Below are 16,085 nucleotides of genomic sequence, written 5' to 3' on the forward strand. Positions count from 1 at the left end.
CATAAAACACAGATGATGAAAATGGGTTGGCTGGGTGCAGCAGTGATGTTGTCACTTTATACCACTTCAGGTTGGGCCTTCACTATCGACGACGTCGCAAAACAGGCGAAATCCTTAGCGGGAAAAAGCTATGAAGCGCCGAAAAGCAACCTGCCCTCCGTTTTCCGCGATATGAAATACGCGGACTACCAACAGATCCAGTTCAATCACGACAAAGCCTACTGGAGCAAAATCAAAACCCCGTTCAAGCTTGAATTCTACCATCAGGGTATGTACTTCGACACGCCGGTTGCCCTTAACGAGGTGACGGCCAATACGGTTCGCAAAATTAAGTACAGCCCGGATTATTTCAATTTCGGTAATGTGCAGCACGACAAAGACACGGTTAAAGATCTGGGCTTTGCCGGTTTCAAAGTGCTCTACCCGATCAACAGCAAAGATAAAAACGACGAAATCGTCAGTATGCTCGGCGCGAGCTACTTCCGCGTGATTGGTCAGGGCCAGGTGTACGGGCTTTCCGCGCGCGGTCTGGCTATCGACACCGCGCTGCCTTCCGGTGAAGAGTTCCCGCGCTTTCGCGAGTTCTGGATTGAACGTCCTAAACCGACCGACAAACGCCTGACGATTTACGCGCTGCTGGATTCTCCGCGCGCGACTGGCGCCTATCGCTTCATCATCACCCCCGGTCGCGATACGGTTGTGGATGTACAGTCGAAAGTCTACCTTCGCGATAAAGTGGGCAAACTGGGCGTTGCACCGCTGACCAGCATGTTCCTCTTCGGGCCGAACCAGCCGTCGCCGGCGACTAACTACCGCCCGGAACTGCATGACTCCAATGGTCTCTCCCTGCACGCCGGTAACGGCGAGTGGATCTGGCGTCCGCTGAATAACCCGAAACATCTCGCGGTCAGCACGTTTACCACCGAAAACCCGCAGGGCTTTGGCCTGTTGCAGCGTGGCCGTCAGTTCTCCCGTTTTGAAGATATTGACGACCGCTACGATCTCCGTCCGAGCGCGTGGGTCACCCCGCAAGGGCAGTGGGGTAAAGGGAAAGTCGAGCTGGTGGAAATTCCGACCAACGACGAAACCAACGATAACATCGTCGCTTACTGGACGCCGGATCAACTGCCGGAGCCGGGCAAGGAGATGAATTTCAAATACACCATCACCTTTAGCCGTGACGAAGACAAACTGCACGCGCCGGAAAACGCGTGGGTGCTGCAGACGCGTCGTTCCACGGGCGATGTGAAACAGTCCAATCTCATCCGTCAGCCGGATGGCACCATCGCGTTTGTGGTGGATTTCACCGGCACTGAAATGCAAAAGCTGCCGGACAACACGCCGGTGACCGCTCAGGCGAGCATTGGCGATAACGGCGAAATCGTAGAAAACAGCGTGCGCTACAACCCGGTCACCAAAGGCTGGCGTATGATGCTGCGCGTGAAAATCAAAGACGCCAAGAAAACCACTGAAATGCGCGCTGCCCTTGTCAATGGCGATCAGCCGCTGAGTGAAACCTGGAGCTATCAGCTACCTGCCAATGAATAAGTCTACTGAGTATATCGACCTGCTGCCGCTTTCTGACGCTGAGAAAGCGGCGCTGCCGACATCGGACATGCAGGCCCTTCATCAGGCGCTGGACGCTGAAGGGCGCGTCTGGGCCCGCGAGGATGATTCCCCGCTGGGCTCGGTGAAAACGCGTCTCGAACAGCGCTGGTCAGACTCGCTCAAGGGCGATCAACTGATCAAGGACGATGAAGGCCGCACCCAGATCCAGGCCATGCCAAAGGCAACACGTTCCTCCATGTTCCCGGACCCGTGGCGCACCAACCCGATTGGGCGCTTCTGGGACCGTCTGCGCGGTCGTGAAGTGCTGCCGCGCTACATGGCGGGGCTGACGAAAGAAGAGCGCGCCGCGGAGCAGAAATGGCGTACGGTCGGCACCATTCGCCGTTACATTCTGCTGCTGCTGACGCTCTCTCAGACCGTCGTCGCCACCTGGTATATGAAAACCATTCTCCCGTATCAGGGCTGGGCGCTGATCAACCCGGCGGACATGATGGGCCAGGACTGGCTGGTGTCGCTGATGCAACTGCTGCCGTATGTGCTGCAAAGCGGCATCCTTATCCTGTTCGCTATCCTGTTCTGCTGGGTAAGCGCCGGGTTCTGGACGGCGCTGATGGGCTTTTTGCAGCTGCTTATCGGTAAAGATAAGTACAGCATCTCCGCCTCGACGGTGGGCGACGAGCCGATAAACCCTGAGCATCGCACTGCGCTTATCATGCCTATCTGTAACGAAGACGTGGATCGCGTCTTCGCGGGCCTGCGCGCCACCTGGGAATCGGTGAAAGCCACCGGCCAGCAGGCGCACTTCGACGTGTATATCCTGAGCGACAGTTACAATCCGGATATCTGCGTTGCCGAGCAGAAAGCCTGGATGGAGCTGATTGCCGAAGTGCAGGGCGAAGGGCAGATTTTCTATCGCCGCCGTCGCCGTCGTGTGAAGCGTAAAAGCGGCAATATCGACGATTTCTGCCGCCGCTGGGGTAACCAGTACAGCTACATGGTGGTGCTGGACGCCGACTCCGTGATGACGGGCGACTGTCTGACCGGGCTGGTGCGTCTGATGGAAGCGAACCCGAACGCCGGGATCATCCAGTCGTCGCCGAAAGCCTCCGGCATGGACACGCTCTATGCGCGCTGCCAGCAATTCGCGACACGCGTTTACGGGCCGCTGTTTACCGCCGGCCTGCACTTCTGGCAGCTGGGCGAATCGCACTACTGGGGCCATAACGCCATTATCCGCGTGAAGCCGTTTATCGAGCACTGCGCGCTGGCACCGCTCCCGGGCGAGGGCTCTTTCGCAGGCTCTATCCTCTCTCACGACTTCGTGGAAGCGGCGCTGATGCGTCGTGCGGGGTGGGGCGTGTGGATTGCCTACGATCTGCCGGGCTCTTATGAAGAGCTGCCGCCGAACCTGCTGGATGAGCTTAAGCGTGACCGTCGCTGGTGTCATGGCAACCTGATGAACTTCCGCCTGTTCCTCGTTAAAGGGATGCACCCGGTTCACCGCGCGGTGTTCCTGACGGGCGTGATGTCTTATCTGTCAGCGCCGCTCTGGTTCCTGTTCCTGGCGCTCTCGACGGCATTGCAGGTAGTACACGCGCTCACCGAGCCGCAATACTTCCTCCAGCCGCGTCAGCTCTTCCCGGTGTGGCCGCAGTGGCGTCCTGAGCTCGCGATAGCGCTGTTCGCTTCAACGATGGTGCTGCTGTTCCTGCCGAAGCTTTTGAGCGTCATTCTCATCTGGTGTAAAGGCCCGAAAGAGTACGGCGGCTTCCTGCGCGTGACGCTCTCTCTGCTGCTGGAAGTGCTGTTCTCGGTACTGCTGGCGCCGGTGCGTATGCTGTTCCACACCGTGTTTGTGGTGAGCGCGTTCCTTGGCTGGGAAGTGGTCTGGAACTCGCCGCAGCGCGACGACGACTCCACTCCGTGGAGCGAAGCGTTCATGCGTCATGGCTCTCAGCTGTTGCTGGGGCTGGTGTGGGCGGTCGGCATGGCGTGGCTCGATCTGCGCTTCCTGTTCTGGCTGGCGCCTATCGTGTTCTCGCTTATCCTGTCGCCGTTTGTGTCGGTGATTTCGAGCCGCGCGACCGTCGGCCTGCGCACCAAACGCTGGAAGCTGTTCCTGATCCCGGAAGAGTATTCGCCGCCGCAGGTGCTGGTGGATACCGACCGTTATCTGGTGCTCAACCGCAGCCGTTCACTGGACGATGGCTTTATGCACGCGGTGTTCCATCCGTCGTTTAACGCGCTGGCAACCGCCATGGCGACCGCGCGTCACCGCGCAAGCCACGTGCTGGAAATTGCCCGCGATCGTCACGTCGAGCAGGCGCTGAACGATACGCCGGAGAAACTGAACCGCGACCGCCGTCTGGTACTGCTGAGCGATCCGGTTACGATGGCGCGTATGCACTACCGCGTCTGGGCGCATCCGGAGCGCTATTCGTCCTGGGTAAACCATTACGAGACGCTGAAGCTTAACCCGCAGGCATTAAGCACGCCGTAAGCGTTAAGCGTAGTGAAATGAAAATGCCGGCCATTAAGGCCGGCATTTTTTTGCCCGCTGGACGGGCTGTTATACTGCATACATAACGTTATAACGCGAGGTCGCCTTTGAGAATTATCGCCGTTCTGCTTGCCGTCTGGATGCTCTGCGGTTGTGGCAGCATCATCAGTCGCGCCGTGCCGGGGCAGGGGCATGGCAACCAGTATTACCCCGGCGTGCAGTGGGATGTGCGCGACAGGCCGTGGCGTTTTATCCTGATGCTCGACCTGCCGTTTTCACTTATCTTCGATACGCTGTTGTTGCCGGTTGATATGCATCACGGCCCGTATGAGTAACGCTTAGCGGGTGGTGTCCCACTCATCCGCCGCGGTGCGTCCCTCTTCGGTGTCCAGCGGCGGCTCCAGCTGAAATTCACCCTCATCCCATTCATGCAGGGTATTTTCTTCCTGCCACTCCTGGCGCAGCTCAATCTCATCGAAATCGCCGTCAAACACGCTCTGCGCGGCATCGCCGGTTAACACGGTCAGGCAGTCGCCTTCGTCGGTTTCATCGGCGAAGAATTCTGCCTGCCACATGATCTCCCCGTCCTGCAGCACATATTTTTGCATATTGAACAGCTCGACAACCGCGTCCTCTTCCTCAACTCCCGGATTCGCGGCGAGGAACTCTTCGCGTGCTGCGTCAATGGCTTCTTCAAGCGTGGCGTACATAGTCATAGCTTTCTCCCTGAACGGACATGGTTGTTTCAGGAAAGAATAGTCGAAGATTGCGGTTTGCAAGTATGAATGGAAAAAATTTGGAAGGGGCGAGGCCCGCACGCGCCTAAGGCACGGCGGGCGAAAAGGTTTAGTAGCGGGACGGCACGCCTTCCGGGCGCGTTTTAAAGCGGCGGTGCAGCCACATATATTGATCCGGCGCCATCAGAATGCACTTCTCAACGATGCTATTCATCCAGGCGGCGGTCTCTTCGGCGCTGCCAAGCGGCGGCGCGCACTCCGGCTCCAGCGCAATCAGCTCGTAGCCGCTGCCGTCCGCTTTACGGCGCGGCACGAACGGCACAATGCAGGCTTTCGACATTTTCGCGAGCATCCAGGTGCCGGACGTGGTGGCGGCCTGATCGACCGCGAAAAACGGCACAAACACGCTGTTACGCGGGCCGTAGTCATGGTCCGGCGCATACCAGATGATCTCGCCGCCTTTCAGCGCCTTGATCATCCCTTTGAGATCCTTACGGTCGAGCATCGTTTTATTGGAGCGCAGACGGCCCCAGGTTTGCAGCCAGTCGAGCAGCGGGTTGTCGTTCGGGCGATAAACCCCGATGCCAGGCGTATGCATCCCGAAGATGCGCGCGCCAAGCTCCAGCGTCAGAAAATGCACGCCGATAAGCAAAATGCCCTGTTTTTGCGCCAGCAGCGCTTTCACGGGTTCCACGCCAGACACTTCTGTCCAGCGCTCGACGCGCCAGTTGGGCCAGAACCAGGCCATGCCGGTTTCCATCAGCCCCATACCGACCGACTCGAAATTCTTCACCACCAGCGCCTCTCGCTCGGCGTCGCTCATATCAGGAAAGCAGAGCTCAAGGTTGCGGTGGGCAATACGTGCGCGGCGCTTCATCAGCCGCTTCGCAATACGTCCCAGCCCGCGGCCGAGCCGCCAGATAACCGGGTAGGGCAGCAGCACGACAAGATACAGCAGGCCAATGCCAAGCCAGGTCAGCCAGTAACGGGGGTGCAGCAGTGCGCGAGAAAATTGCGGTAAATGCGTCATGAAAATTCCATTAATTGCAGGCGAAGCCCTTTCACGGCCCGTATTGTGACATTTTTTTGCGAACGACCAAAATTCTCTGCCTTTCGCGCCGCGATGCCTGACTGAAGATCACTCACAGGTAAGGTGTGGAAAATGTAGCGTAAAATGTAAGGATGTAAATTAACGGTAATTGCTATATGATGCCGGCCGTTATTTATTCCCCCACCGATAGCAGGAACGTACACCATGCCAGTGTTACACAACCGCATATCGAATGAGGAACTGAGGGCGCGCATGCTCGCCGAAACCGAGCCGCGCACCACCATCTCATTCTATAAGTATTTCACCATCGACGATCCGAAGGCCACGCGCGACGCGCTCTGGCAGGCGTTCACCGCGCTGAATGTCTTTGGCCGTATCTATCTTGCCCATGAAGGCATCAACGCGCAGATAAGCGTTCCTGAAAGCAACGTCGAGGCGTTTCGCGCCGCGCTGTATGGCTTTCATCCGGCGCTCAATGGCGTGCGCCTGAACATCGCCCTGGATGACGACGGGAAATCCTTCTGGGTGCTGCGCATGAAAGTGCGTGACCGCATCGTGGCGGACGGCATTGACGATCCGACCTTTGACGCGAGCGACGTGGGCGAATATCTCAAGGCGGCGGAAGTGAACGCCATGCTTGACGATCCGGACGCCGTGTTTATCGATATGCGTAACCACTATGAATATGAAGTGGGCCATTTCGAGAATGCGCTGGAGATCCCGGCGGATACGTTCCGTGAACAGCTGCCGAAAGCCGTCGAGATGATGCAGGAGTACAAAGACAAGAAAATTGTCATGTACTGCACCGGCGGCATCCGCTGTGAGAAGGCGAGCGCGTTTATGCGTCACAACGGTTTCCAGAAAGTCTGGCATATCGAAGGCGGCATCATTGAATACGCCCGCAAAGCGCGTGAACAGGGGCTGCCGGTGCGTTTCGTCGGTAAAAACTTCGTGTTTGACGAACGTATGGGTGAGCGTATCTCTGACGACGTGATTGCGCACTGCCATCAGTGCGGCGCGCCGTGCGACAGCCACACCAACTGTAAAAACGACGGGTGCCACCTGCTGTTCATCCAGTGCCCGGCTTGTGCCGAGAAGTTTTCTGGCTGTTGTAGCGAGCTCTGTAAAGAAGAGATGTCGCTGCCGGAAGAGGAGCAGCGCCGCCGCCGCGCAGGGCGTGAGAACGGCAATAAAATCTTTAATAAATCCCGCGGGCGTCTTAACACCACGCTTGGTATTCCGGACCCGGAATAACCCGCAGGCATAAAAAAACCGGTCAGTTGACCGGTTTTTTTTCGCCAGAAGCGAATTACTTCTGCTTCACGCCTTCTACCGAAATAATCAGATCCACGTCCTGAGACGCCGGGCCGAGATCGGTCGTGATGTTGAAGTCTTTGAGTTTGATTTTGCCTTCCGCTTCAAAGCCCGCGCGCTCGCCGCCCCACGGATCTTTACCCTGGCCCAGCAGTTTGGCTTCAAGAGTGACCGGTTTGGTTACGCCGTTCAGGGTCAGATCGCCGGTGATATCCAGCTCATCGCCATCTTTCTTCACGCTGGTGGAGGTGAAGGTTGCTTTCGGGAATTTCGCCACGTTCAGGAATTCCGCGCTGCGCAGGTGTTTATCGCGCTCGGCGTGATTGGTGTCGACGCTGTTGGTATTAATGGTCACGCTGACTTTATCCGCCGCCGGGTTTTTCTCATCGAACGTGAACGTACCGTCGAAATCGCGGAACGTACCGTACAGCCAGCTATAACCCAGATGCTGGATACGGAAGTTAACGAAGGCGTGCTGGCCTTCTTTATCAATTTTATAGTCGGCAGCAACGGCTGAGCCGGTGGTAAACAGCAGGGCACCCAGAGTGACCCCCAGCAGGCTTTTCTTCATATTTCGCTCCATGGTTAATGTGACGCTTTCCCGAGCATCCGCTTCAGGGTGACGTCTTTGTCGACAAAATGGTTTTTCAGCGCGGCGGCGGCATGCGCGACGGAGAGCAGCACAACGCTCCAGGCGAGCCACAGGTGAATATCGCCAGCCAGATCGGCCTGCTCGCCTGCGCCGCTCACCAGGGCAGGGACTTCAAACAGCCCGAAGACGGAAATCGGTTTGCCTTCGGCGGTGGAAATCAGATAGCCGCTGATGAGGATCGTAAACAGGATCAGGTAGAGCATCACATGCACTGCAACAGCGCTGTAATGCGTGAGTCGCGAGTAACTGGTCAGTGGAGGCGGCGGCGGAGAGATAAAGCGCCAGACCACGCGTACCAGCAGGAAAATAAACAGGATGATGCCGATACTCTTGTGAATTTCCGGTGCCTGGTGATACCAGACATCGTAATAACCGAGCGATACCATCCACAGCCCGAGCGCAAACATGCCGTAAACCGTCAGCGCCATCAGCCAATGAAGCAGTACCGAGAAATGTCCGTATCGAGTAGGTGAGTTACGCCACTGCATGGTTATGCATCCGTCAGTAAGAATGACTCAAACAGTGGCGTCTGGGGGAATGAAATGCAAACCAAAAAAACAAAACAAATTATTCAAATAATTTGAATGTAAAAATATATCCCTTATAAAACGCTTATTCATTGCTGAAACCGCTATAGCGCAGGCGAATAAGGGGTTCCGGTTAGGTTATAAAGCAAGCACCTCAGGCGGCAGGATTGTTTAGCAGCAAAATAGTTTAGCGGTTTATCAGGTTTTGTCAGCGGGAAATCAATAATTTTGACATTGAAATGTCAGGGCGCGGGCCGGGAAAACGTCCCGGCCTGCTGCCAGATCATGCAGAAGTGGCAAAACGTGAGAGCGAAAACGGCGTCAAATCGAAATCATAAGGTTTATCGGCTGCGAACTGCGCGGCGATTTCCCCAAGCACCGAGGCGAATTTAAAGCCGTGGCCGCTCAACCCCGTGACCAGTAGTACATTTGGGGTATCCGGCAGGGTGTCGATGATAAAATCTTCATCCGGCGTGTTGTCATAGGTGCATGACGCGCCATACAGACAGCCGCCGATGCCCGGCAGGAAATGGCGCAGGAACGGGAACGCTTCTGAACCGTCGGTCGCCACCGCGCCAAATGGTACACGTTCTTCCGGCTTCGAAATGACCTGTCCGCCATTATGCTTGCCGATTTTCAGCTCGTTATTTTCCGCCGGGAACCCGTAAAACTGGTCGCCGTTTGGCATTTCGCCGGTAAAGGCCGGAAAGCGGTTATTGGCGCTGTAGCGTCCGTCGGCCTGATACCAGGCGAAGATTTTACGCACTGGCGTCACGGGAAGCCCCGGCACCAGGCGCGATACCCACGTACCGGCGCTGATAAGCGCCTTGCGGGCGCGATAGACGCCATCGGCGGTCGTGACGGTAACGCCATCTTCCGTGGCCTCAAAACCGCTCACCGGGCAGTTAAAAAGCTGTGCGCAGCCCGCTTCTTCAGCGAGACGGATATAGGTGGCGATAGCTTTTTCGCTGCGCAGCACGCCGGAGTTGGGTTCAAACAGGCCGAGATAGTTTTCCGGCAGACGGATTTCCGGCCAGCGCGTCATCACCTCTTCACCGGTCAGTTTCTCCAGCGGCAGTTGCCAGCGCGCGGCGCTGTCGGCGACGTTCGCCAGAAATGCGGAATCAGTGGGGCCGAGATTAATCACGCCGGTCCGCTCGAAAATACGCTCGCCGCCAAGGTCGCCGAGCTCATCCCAGAGCGCCTGCGCGCGCAGCACCAGCGGCACATAACGCTCGCCTTCGCCATACGCATGGCGGATAAGGCGCGTGTCGCCGTGGTGGCTGCCTTCCTGATGGGGCGGATGGGCGCTGTCTGTCATTAATACGTTGAGCCCGGCGCGGGTCGCGTAATAACCGGCCGCTGCGCCTGTTGATCCGCTACCGATGATAATCAGATCGTATTCCATGAAATTACTCCGTGAAAACCGTTGATTAGCAGAGTAATTAAGAGCAGGACAATTCTCAAGCGCGAAAAAATAAAGGCACCCCGTAGGGTGCCTTTGCGTTATAAGAAAAGCACGGTATCAGTGCTTGCGATAATCGCTTTCCTGGTACTCACCGGATTCAATTTTTGCAATGCCGGCTTCTAAGATGGAAATAAATTGTCTTGCTACATCGGTCGTTAGCCATAATGTCTGGCCCACTTCGGTTGCTTCGCGATCCACCTGCGGAGAGGATTGATAGTGCAACCGCAGCATCAGTGCGTCATAGCTGTCGACGGTGCTGATGTCCCATCCAACAAGGGGATGCGTCTGTATTACTTCATTTTTTTCCATCATAACCCCCTTTATACGTGTTTATAGACAACGACTCATGAGGTTCAATGCGTGTTTTCTTATCTCTGAAGCAAATAAAGTATATCAACCAATAAAGGAAAATGGGGCAGAAATAAATACCCTGACACACATTTTTTTCGAGATTTTGAATTAACTGAACAATAAAACGGCAGATTATTCGCAAATTTTTGTTAAGAGGACGGATCAATGAGATTTCAGCTGAAAAGAAAAAATTCGGACTATCGCAGAAAAAGGCGCTACAAATAAAAAAGCCGGGCGGCGAAGCCCGGAAAAACTGACACCATAGAGAAGACAGTAATGAGGGTTAATCCGTGGTAAACCAGTCGTCAGCGCTCTCCCAGGTTTCCTGGAGAATTTCGCTGATGCGATCTTTATCTTCTTTCGCGCCACCCAGAACCGACAGTTGATTAGCGGCGGCATAGCGCACGCTTACATGATTCGGCATTTCCGGAAAATGGCTTTCAATACGGCGGGATAGCTCGCAGGCCAGCGCATCGATAGCACCCGGCGGCAGCGGCGTGGTTTTGGCGATAGTCACTTCAATACGCATAACAACCCCCTGTTAATCATGCTGTATATATATACAGTTTTGCCGGGCGGCATGCAACAGGGGGCCGTGTTTTTTTTAGCGCGTGCTTAGCGTTTTACCGTCCAGCGTACCGCTTCACCCGCCAGGAACGGCACCAGCGTGTCGTCGGCGATAGCGATAGTTTCCGGCATAACGCTCTCCTCGCGCACCAGCGTTACGGTGCCTTCATTCACCGGCAGGCCGTAAAAGCGCGGGCCGTTCAGCGAGGCGAACGCTTCAAAATGCGCCAGTGCGTTCATCTCTTCAAATACGGTGGCGTATGCGCCGAGCGCGGAAGGGGCGTTAAAACAGCCTGCGCAGCCGCAGCTCGTCTCTTTGCGATGGCGCGCGTGAGGCGCGGAGTCGGTACCGAGAAACACGCGTTCACAGCCGCTTGCGACCAGCTCGCGCAGCGCCTGCTGATGCACATTACGCTTGAGGATCGGCAGGCAGTAGAGATGCGGGCGAATGCCGCCTGCGAGCATGTGGTTGCGGTTAAACATCAGGTGCTGCGGCGTGATGGTCGCGCCGAGCAGTGAGTTCCCTTCGCGCACGTAGTCGGCGGCGTCTTTGGTGGTGATATGTTCAAACACCACTTTCAGGCCCGGCAGGCGCTTTCTGAGCGGCTCCATCACCGTCTCGATAAACCGCGCTTCGCGATCGAAAATATCGACCTCGCTGTGCGTCACTTCGCCATGCACCAGCAGCGGCATGCCGAGTTTTTCCATGCGCTCAAGCACCGTCATAATGTTATCGACACTGGTGACGCCGTGGCTGGAGTTAGTCGTGGCGTTAGCCGGGTAGAGTTTGGCAGCGGTAAACACACCCTGCTGGAAACCACGCTCCAGCTCGTCTGCATCCAGCGTGTCGGTGAGGTAGCAGGTCATCAGCGGTTCAAACGCGTGATGTTCCGGCACCGCGTCAAGAATGCGCTGGCGGTAAGCGATAGCGGCTTCCACGGTCGTGACCGGCGGCGCCAGGTTTGGCATGACGATAGCGCGCCCGTAAGTTTCGCTGGTATAGGGCACGACGGTTTTCAGCATGTCGCCATCACGAAGATGAACATGCCAGTCGTCAGGGCGGCGGATAGTTAAAACCTGGGGTTGTGCAGTCATGGAAGGCTCCGGCTTGGGGAAACAGTCAGTAATGGCTGGTTTTATGCCGGGCACTAAGGATAAGCGTAAACGTTTTCCTTTGCATCCTTTTCCTGAAAATTCGGGGGCATTGCGCCCCCGGTGTAGCGTTAATCGGTCAGCGGGATGACGATTTCGCCTGGTTTTACTTCAAGCCCTTTGGCGAATTTTTTCGCCAGCGCTTCGCCTTTGGTACGGTCTTCGCTCAGTACATAAGCTGGACGCTGTTCAAAGTAACTGCGCAGGGATTTATTCAGATACGGCATTAACGTTTCCAGCACCGGCGCCATTTTGTCCGGCGTGATGCTGCTGTCGACGACTTCCATTTCGCGCAGATAAATAGCGCCTTTCTCCTTATCGAACGTCGGCAGCGCTTTCAGTTTGAGCTTCACCAGCGCTTTCTGGTTGCCGAACAGCGACGTCATATCGAGGCTCGCATCGCCGTTAAGCGTGATTTTATTCGGCTCTTCGCGGCCAATCGCGCTGTTCAGATTCGTTAAGACAATATGCGCGTCGGCAAGACCGGGTACGCCAATATCTTTAGCGTAGTTATTACGCTTTTGCAGCGCCTGATTGATGTCCTGTTCGGTGACGGTGTATTGCGTGAGCTGGTTACATCCCACCAGCAAGCCGCTGACGATAAGCGCTGCGGCGACTAACATTTTTTTCATAAGCTTCCCTCGTTCTGGTGCTGTCGGGCGATCCTGACACAAAGCAGGATGCCCCGCCAGTGGAAGCGGCAAAAGCGGATTCGGCTTAAAACGCCGGTGGAGGCCACCGGCGCTGTCGTCAGATAGCCATTTTTGACAGCAGATTAATTTGCGTCTGCTTGGCCATGTTGTCGCGGTAGTCGGCGACGCGGGTAGGGTAGTTGACGCCCGCAACCAGCGTCAGGTTGCGCAGCAGCGGGAAGAGATGAATATCATCTTCAGAAAGCTCTCCATTCACGGCGTTCGGCTGAACGATGTGTTTATCAAGCGCACGCAGGTCGTCGCTGATGTTTTTAATCAGCCCGGCGGAGTGAGACATGTGCTCTTCAAAGGACCCAATCGCCGCCTCTTTTTTCTCGGTAAAGTAACGGCGCGCCTCGGGGGTGGCGAACTCATCGAACGGCGCTTTGGCGAAGCGCGGCAGCAACAGACGGTTAACGTAGCCGTTAACGCGGCGCAGCCACTCTTCAATGGCCGGGTTGCGCTTGCCGGTGAGCAGCGGTTTGCCGTCGAGATTATCGACGTATTGAACGATATCCATGCTTTCCGGCAGGTAGCGGCTGTCATCTTTTTGCAGAATCGGGGCCATCTTCTGACCAATCATGCGGGTGGGCGTGGCTTCGTCATCGTTAGACATCACGATAAGCTCCACCGGAAGGTTTTTCAGCCCGAAAATCATGCGCGCTTTCAGACAGAACGGACAGTGATCGTAAATATATAACTTCACGTTTCTCCTCCTGCTCAGGTGACTGATTTTTCAGTATGGAAGAGAAAACGCAGGGGAGCAAACGCTCCCCGGTCTTAACTTTCCTGCTCCAGAAGCCCCGGCGCGAGCCGCTTCTGGCTGAACTGCCACCAGAGCATCAGGAATGTCCCGACGCCTATCACACCCAGCATCGCCCACGGCAGCTCTGGCGTATGAAGCGCGCGGCCTGCGTCAAACAGCCAGCCGCCGCCCGCGTAGCCAAGCGCGCCGCCGAAAGCGAGGCCAAGACGGCTAAAGCCCATATAGCTGCCGCGGGCGCGGGCATCCGCCAGCGACGCGCTCAGGGTTTCTCTTGCCGGTTCGGCGATAATCGAGCCGATATAAAAGAGGCAAATTAAGGTAAAGAGTTGTTGCAGGTTGCTTGCAAGGCCAATCGGCACCAGGCTGAACGTCATCACCAGCAGCCCGGCCATCAGGCGCTGTTCAAGGCGAAAACGTTTTTCGCTCCAGCGCGCCAGCGGATAGAGCAGCGTCAGCGACAGCACGGCTTCAATGGCGTACATCCATTTCACCGCCGCCGGTTCTCCCGCGATATCGTTAACCATCACCGGCAACATCAGCATCACCTGCACCGCCAGCATGTAATAGCCGGTCAGCGTCAGCACGTAGGTGACGAAGCGCTTATCGCGCAGTACCCGGCCCATGCCTTCGCGCAGCGGCGTGCGCACCGTGGAGAGCTTCCAGTCTGGCAGCAGCCAGGCGTTAAAACCCGCGCAAAGCACAAACAGCAGCGCGCCGACGCCGCACACCAGCCGGAAATCGTATTGCAGCAGCCAGCTGCCGATAAGCGCCCCCGTTACGGCCCCGGCGCTGTCCTGCATCATCAGCAGCGAGAAAAATCGGCCGCGTTCCTGAGGACGCACCAGCTTCACCACCAGCGCCGAGCGCGGCGGGTCGAAAAGCGTGCCGCCAAGCCCGGAGAGCACGCAGGAGAGCCACAGCACCCACGGCTCATGGGCCACCGCCATGGTCGCAAAGCCCGCCGCGCGTAGCAGCATACCGGTGACGATCATTGGCCGCGCGCCAAGACGGTCGGCGATGGCGCCGCCAAAAATGCCAAGCCCCTGCTGAACGAGCTGGCGCAGGCCGAGCGCGATACCCACCATGAGCGCTGCCCAGCCGAGGCTGTCGACAAAGCGGATGGAAATAAGCGGAAAGACCACGAAAAAGCCCAGAACCACGAGCATGTTATCAATTAACAGGAAATATTTACCCAGGCTCCTTGCCTGCGACACGCTGGACATTTCCCCTCCCGGGAAAAAAAGCGAAGAGATCGCACTATCTTACGGCCTGGCGCGTGCGGTGGTGATGTTTTGCGCGACAATATTTTTTTATCGATCGCTATGATTGATTGATGAAATTCATCGTCAGGCCGCGTGGCGCGTCAAAGAATGGCATGTTGCTGTTTTCACTGTTTTGTTCGGCGCGGTTATAGTAAAACGTAATGCCCGCGACAGCGCGCTGTCCGGGGCAGGAATGAGGAATAACGCCGGGAAAGGAGCAGGGTATCGATGTTTGGCTACCGAAGTAACGTGCCGAAAGTAAGATTAACAACCGATCGCCTGGTGGTGCGCCTGGTGCACGATCGCGACGCATGGCGGCTGGCGGATTACTACGCCGAGAACCGCCAGTTTCTGAAACCCTGGGAGCCTGTCCGTGATGAAAGCCACTGCTACCCCTCGGGCTGGCAGGCGCGGCTTGGCATGATCAACGAACTCCACAAACAGGGCAGCGCCTTTTACTTTGCGCTGCTCGATCCGGACGAAACGGAAATCCGCGGCGTCGCTAACTTTTCCAATGTGGTGCGCGGCTCGTTCCACGCCTGTTATCTTGGCTATTCGTTGGGCGAAAAGTGGCAGGGGCAGGGGCTGATGTTTGAAGCGCTCACCAGCGCCATTCGCTACATGCAGCGCAGCCAGCATATGCACCGCATCATGGCCAACTATATGCCGCATAACCAGCGCAGCGGAGATCTACTGGCGCGCCTCGGGTTTGAGAAAGAAGGCTATGCCAAAGATTACTTACTGATAGACGGCATCTGGCGCGATCACGTGCTGACCGCGCTCACCGCGCGCGAATGGACGCCGGGGCGCTGAGGAGAAAATCATGAAACATCAGTTCAGCGCGCTGGAAGCGCGCGTCATCGGCTGTATGCTGGAAAAACAGGTCACCACGCCTGAGCAATACCCGCTCTCGGTCAACGGCGTGGTGACGGCCTGCAACCAGAAAACCAACCGCGAGCCGGTGATGAACCTGAGCGAAGCGCAGGTGCAGGAGACGCTGGATCAACTGGTGAAACGCCATTATCTGCGCACCGTCAGCGGTTTCGGCAATCGCGTGACCAAATATGAGCAGCGCTTTTGTAATTCTGAATTTGGCGATCTGAAATTCTCGCCTGCCGAAGTCGCGCTGGTCACGACCCTGCTGCTGCGCGGCGCGCAGACGCCGGGCGAGTTGCGCAGTCGCGCAGCGCGCATGCATGAGTTCAGCGATACGGCGGCGCTTGAAAGCGCGCTTGAGACGCTCGCCACCCGTGAGGACGGGCCGTTTGTCACGCGTCTGCCGCGCGAGCCGGGCAAGCGTGAAAGCCGCTATATGCATCTTTTTTGCGGCGAGCCGGATACCACAATGCTTGCTGCACACGACGAAACGACAGGCGTGGACACCGACGCCTTAACGGCCCGCGTCGACGCGCTGGAACTTGAGGTGGCGGAACTGCGCGAGCGCCTCGAATCATTGTTAGGTCACCTGGGAGAATAA

At 56.7% G+C, this 16,085-nt stretch carries 17 protein-coding genes; 6 read left to right on the forward strand and 11 right to left on the reverse strand.

Features of this window, described 5'->3' with window-relative positions; all coding sequences use genetic code 11:
* Positions 1-12: 12 nt before the first annotated feature.
* From mdoG to ACUW6V_RS06720, 3 genes are all read left to right on the forward strand, one after another.
* Positions 13-1,548, forward strand: a complete 1,536-nt coding sequence (gene mdoG, locus ACUW6V_RS06710) for a glucans biosynthesis protein MdoG (RefSeq protein ID WP_004385244.1) — start codon at positions 13-15, stop codon at positions 1,546-1,548.
* On the forward strand, positions 1,541-4,069 hold the full coding sequence (gene mdoH / locus ACUW6V_RS06715) for a glucans biosynthesis glucosyltransferase MdoH (RefSeq protein ID WP_004385243.1): 2,529 nt from the start codon (positions 1,541-1,543) through the stop codon (positions 4,067-4,069). The genes mdoG and mdoH overlap by 8 nt, the downstream gene beginning before the upstream one ends.
* A 107-nt stretch (positions 4,070-4,176) precedes the next feature.
* Complete coding sequence (locus ACUW6V_RS06720) at positions 4,177-4,404, forward strand: YceK/YidQ family lipoprotein (RefSeq protein ID WP_004385242.1); 228 nt, start codon at positions 4,177-4,179, stop codon at positions 4,402-4,404.
* Between the two features lie 3 nt (positions 4,405-4,407).
* Here ACUW6V_RS06720 and ACUW6V_RS06725 read toward each other — a convergent pair whose 3' ends face one another.
* Complete coding sequence (locus ACUW6V_RS06725) at positions 4,408-4,785, reverse strand: MysB family protein (RefSeq protein WP_004385241.1); 378 nt, start codon at positions 4,783-4,785, stop codon at positions 4,408-4,410.
* Between the two features lie 130 nt (positions 4,786-4,915).
* Positions 4,916-5,836, reverse strand: coding sequence for a Kdo(2)-lipid IV(A) acyltransferase (locus tag ACUW6V_RS06730; RefSeq protein WP_007849245.1), 921 nt, complete (start codon positions 5,834-5,836; stop codon positions 4,916-4,918).
* A 225-nt stretch (positions 5,837-6,061) separates the two neighbouring features.
* Here ACUW6V_RS06730 and trhO point away from each other — a divergent pair, with 225 nt between their 5' ends.
* Positions 6,062-7,111, forward strand: a complete 1,050-nt coding sequence (trhO, locus tag ACUW6V_RS06735; protein WP_004385238.1) for an oxygen-dependent tRNA uridine(34) hydroxylase TrhO — start codon at positions 6,062-6,064, stop codon at positions 7,109-7,111.
* Between the two features lie 55 nt (positions 7,112-7,166).
* Here the strand turns inward: trhO and ACUW6V_RS06740 are convergent, their stop codons facing one another.
* The 9 genes from ACUW6V_RS06740 to mdtH all read right to left on the reverse strand — a co-directional run bounded on the left by ACUW6V_RS06740 (position 7,167) and on the right by mdtH (position 14,569).
* Positions 7,167-7,742, reverse strand: coding sequence for a YceI family protein (locus ACUW6V_RS06740; RefSeq protein ID WP_004385237.1), 576 nt, complete (start codon positions 7,740-7,742; stop codon positions 7,167-7,169).
* A gap of 14 nt (positions 7,743-7,756) precedes the next feature.
* The gene (locus ACUW6V_RS06745) at positions 7,757-8,311 is read right to left on the reverse strand and encodes a cytochrome b (protein ID WP_454038155.1); all 555 of its coding nucleotides are present in this window, start codon (positions 8,309-8,311) and stop codon (positions 7,757-7,759) included.
* A gap of 322 nt (positions 8,312-8,633) precedes the next feature.
* Positions 8,634-9,758: an N-methyl-L-tryptophan oxidase gene (solA, locus tag ACUW6V_RS06750; protein WP_012125099.1), complete on the reverse strand. Its 1,125-nt coding sequence runs from the start codon at positions 9,756-9,758 to the stop codon at positions 8,634-8,636.
* 117 nt (positions 9,759-9,875) lie between these two features.
* Positions 9,876-10,130 (reverse strand): biofilm formation regulator BssS, encoded by a 255-nt coding sequence (gene bssS, locus ACUW6V_RS06755; protein ID WP_007707814.1) that lies wholly within the window; start codon positions 10,128-10,130, stop codon positions 9,876-9,878.
* A 322-nt stretch (positions 10,131-10,452) separates the two neighbouring features.
* On the reverse strand, positions 10,453-10,698 hold the full coding sequence (gene dinI, locus ACUW6V_RS06760) for a DNA damage-inducible protein I (protein WP_004385233.1): 246 nt from the start codon (positions 10,696-10,698) through the stop codon (positions 10,453-10,455).
* An 86-nt stretch (positions 10,699-10,784) separates the two neighbouring features.
* The gene (gene pyrC / locus ACUW6V_RS06765; protein WP_097584077.1) at positions 10,785-11,831 is read right to left on the reverse strand and encodes a dihydroorotase; all 1,047 of its coding nucleotides are present in this window, start codon (positions 11,829-11,831) and stop codon (positions 10,785-10,787) included.
* A 128-nt stretch (positions 11,832-11,959) separates the two neighbouring features.
* Complete coding sequence (locus tag ACUW6V_RS06770; RefSeq protein WP_004385231.1) at positions 11,960-12,520, reverse strand: lipoprotein; 561 nt, start codon at positions 12,518-12,520, stop codon at positions 11,960-11,962.
* Positions 12,521-12,638: 118 nt separating this feature from the next.
* Positions 12,639-13,286 carry a glutaredoxin 2 gene (grxB, locus tag ACUW6V_RS06775; protein ID WP_454038156.1) on the reverse strand — a complete coding sequence of 216 codons (648 nt, stop codon included), beginning with the start codon at positions 13,284-13,286 and terminating at the stop codon, positions 12,639-12,641.
* Positions 13,287-13,360: 74 nt separating this feature from the next.
* The gene (gene mdtH, locus ACUW6V_RS06780; protein WP_076728701.1) at positions 13,361-14,569 is read right to left on the reverse strand and encodes a multidrug efflux MFS transporter MdtH; all 1,209 of its coding nucleotides are present in this window, start codon (positions 14,567-14,569) and stop codon (positions 13,361-13,363) included.
* 267 nt (positions 14,570-14,836) lie between these two features.
* Between mdtH and rimJ the strand changes: the two genes are divergently transcribed.
* Positions 14,837-15,421, forward strand: coding sequence for a ribosomal protein S5-alanine N-acetyltransferase (gene rimJ / locus ACUW6V_RS06785; protein WP_454038157.1), 585 nt, complete (start codon positions 14,837-14,839; stop codon positions 15,419-15,421).
* A 10-nt stretch (positions 15,422-15,431) separates the two neighbouring features.
* Complete coding sequence (locus tag ACUW6V_RS06790; RefSeq protein ID WP_454038158.1) at positions 15,432-16,085, forward strand: YceH family protein; 654 nt, start codon at positions 15,432-15,434, stop codon at positions 16,083-16,085.

The organism is Cronobacter sp. 153480017-3 (assembly GCF_053627815.1).

Excerpts from the sequence above, each read along its gene's own strand:
- solA (WP_012125099.1), bottom strand. The coding sequence starts at position 9,758 with ATGGAATACGATCTGATTATCATCGGTAGCGGATCAACAGGCGCAGCG.
- ACUW6V_RS06770 (WP_004385231.1), bottom strand. The coding sequence starts at position 12,520 with ATGAAAAAAATGTTAGTCGCCGCAGCGCTTATCGTCAGCGGCTTGCTG.
- ACUW6V_RS06745 (WP_454038155.1), bottom strand. The coding sequence starts at position 8,311 with ATGCAGTGGCGTAACTCACCTACTCGATACGGACATTTCTCGGTACTG.
- pyrC (WP_097584077.1), bottom strand. The coding sequence starts at position 11,831 with ATGACTGCACAACCCCAGGTTTTAACTATCCGCCGCCCTGACGACTGG.
- mdoG (WP_004385244.1), top strand. The coding sequence starts at position 13 with ATGATGAAAATGGGTTGGCTGGGTGCAGCAGTGATGTTGTCACTTTAT.
- mdtH (WP_076728701.1), bottom strand. The coding sequence starts at position 14,569 with ATGTCCAGCGTGTCGCAGGCAAGGAGCCTGGGTAAATATTTCCTGTTA.
- rimJ (WP_454038157.1), top strand. The coding sequence starts at position 14,837 with ATGTTTGGCTACCGAAGTAACGTGCCGAAAGTAAGATTAACAACCGAT.
- ACUW6V_RS06740 (WP_004385237.1), bottom strand. The coding sequence starts at position 7,742 with ATGAAGAAAAGCCTGCTGGGGGTCACTCTGGGTGCCCTGCTGTTTACC.
- trhO (WP_004385238.1), top strand. The coding sequence starts at position 6,062 with ATGCCAGTGTTACACAACCGCATATCGAATGAGGAACTGAGGGCGCGC.
- bssS (WP_007707814.1), bottom strand. The coding sequence starts at position 10,130 with ATGATGGAAAAAAATGAAGTAATACAGACGCATCCCCTTGTTGGATGG.
- mdoH (WP_004385243.1), top strand. The coding sequence starts at position 1,541 with ATGAATAAGTCTACTGAGTATATCGACCTGCTGCCGCTTTCTGACGCT.
- ACUW6V_RS06730 (WP_007849245.1), bottom strand. The coding sequence starts at position 5,836 with ATGACGCATTTACCGCAATTTTCTCGCGCACTGCTGCACCCCCGTTAC.
- ACUW6V_RS06725 (WP_004385241.1), bottom strand. The coding sequence starts at position 4,785 with ATGACTATGTACGCCACGCTTGAAGAAGCCATTGACGCAGCACGCGAA.
- ACUW6V_RS06790 (WP_454038158.1), top strand. The coding sequence starts at position 15,432 with ATGAAACATCAGTTCAGCGCGCTGGAAGCGCGCGTCATCGGCTGTATG.
- dinI (WP_004385233.1), bottom strand. The coding sequence starts at position 10,698 with ATGCGTATTGAAGTGACTATCGCCAAAACCACGCCGCTGCCGCCGGGT.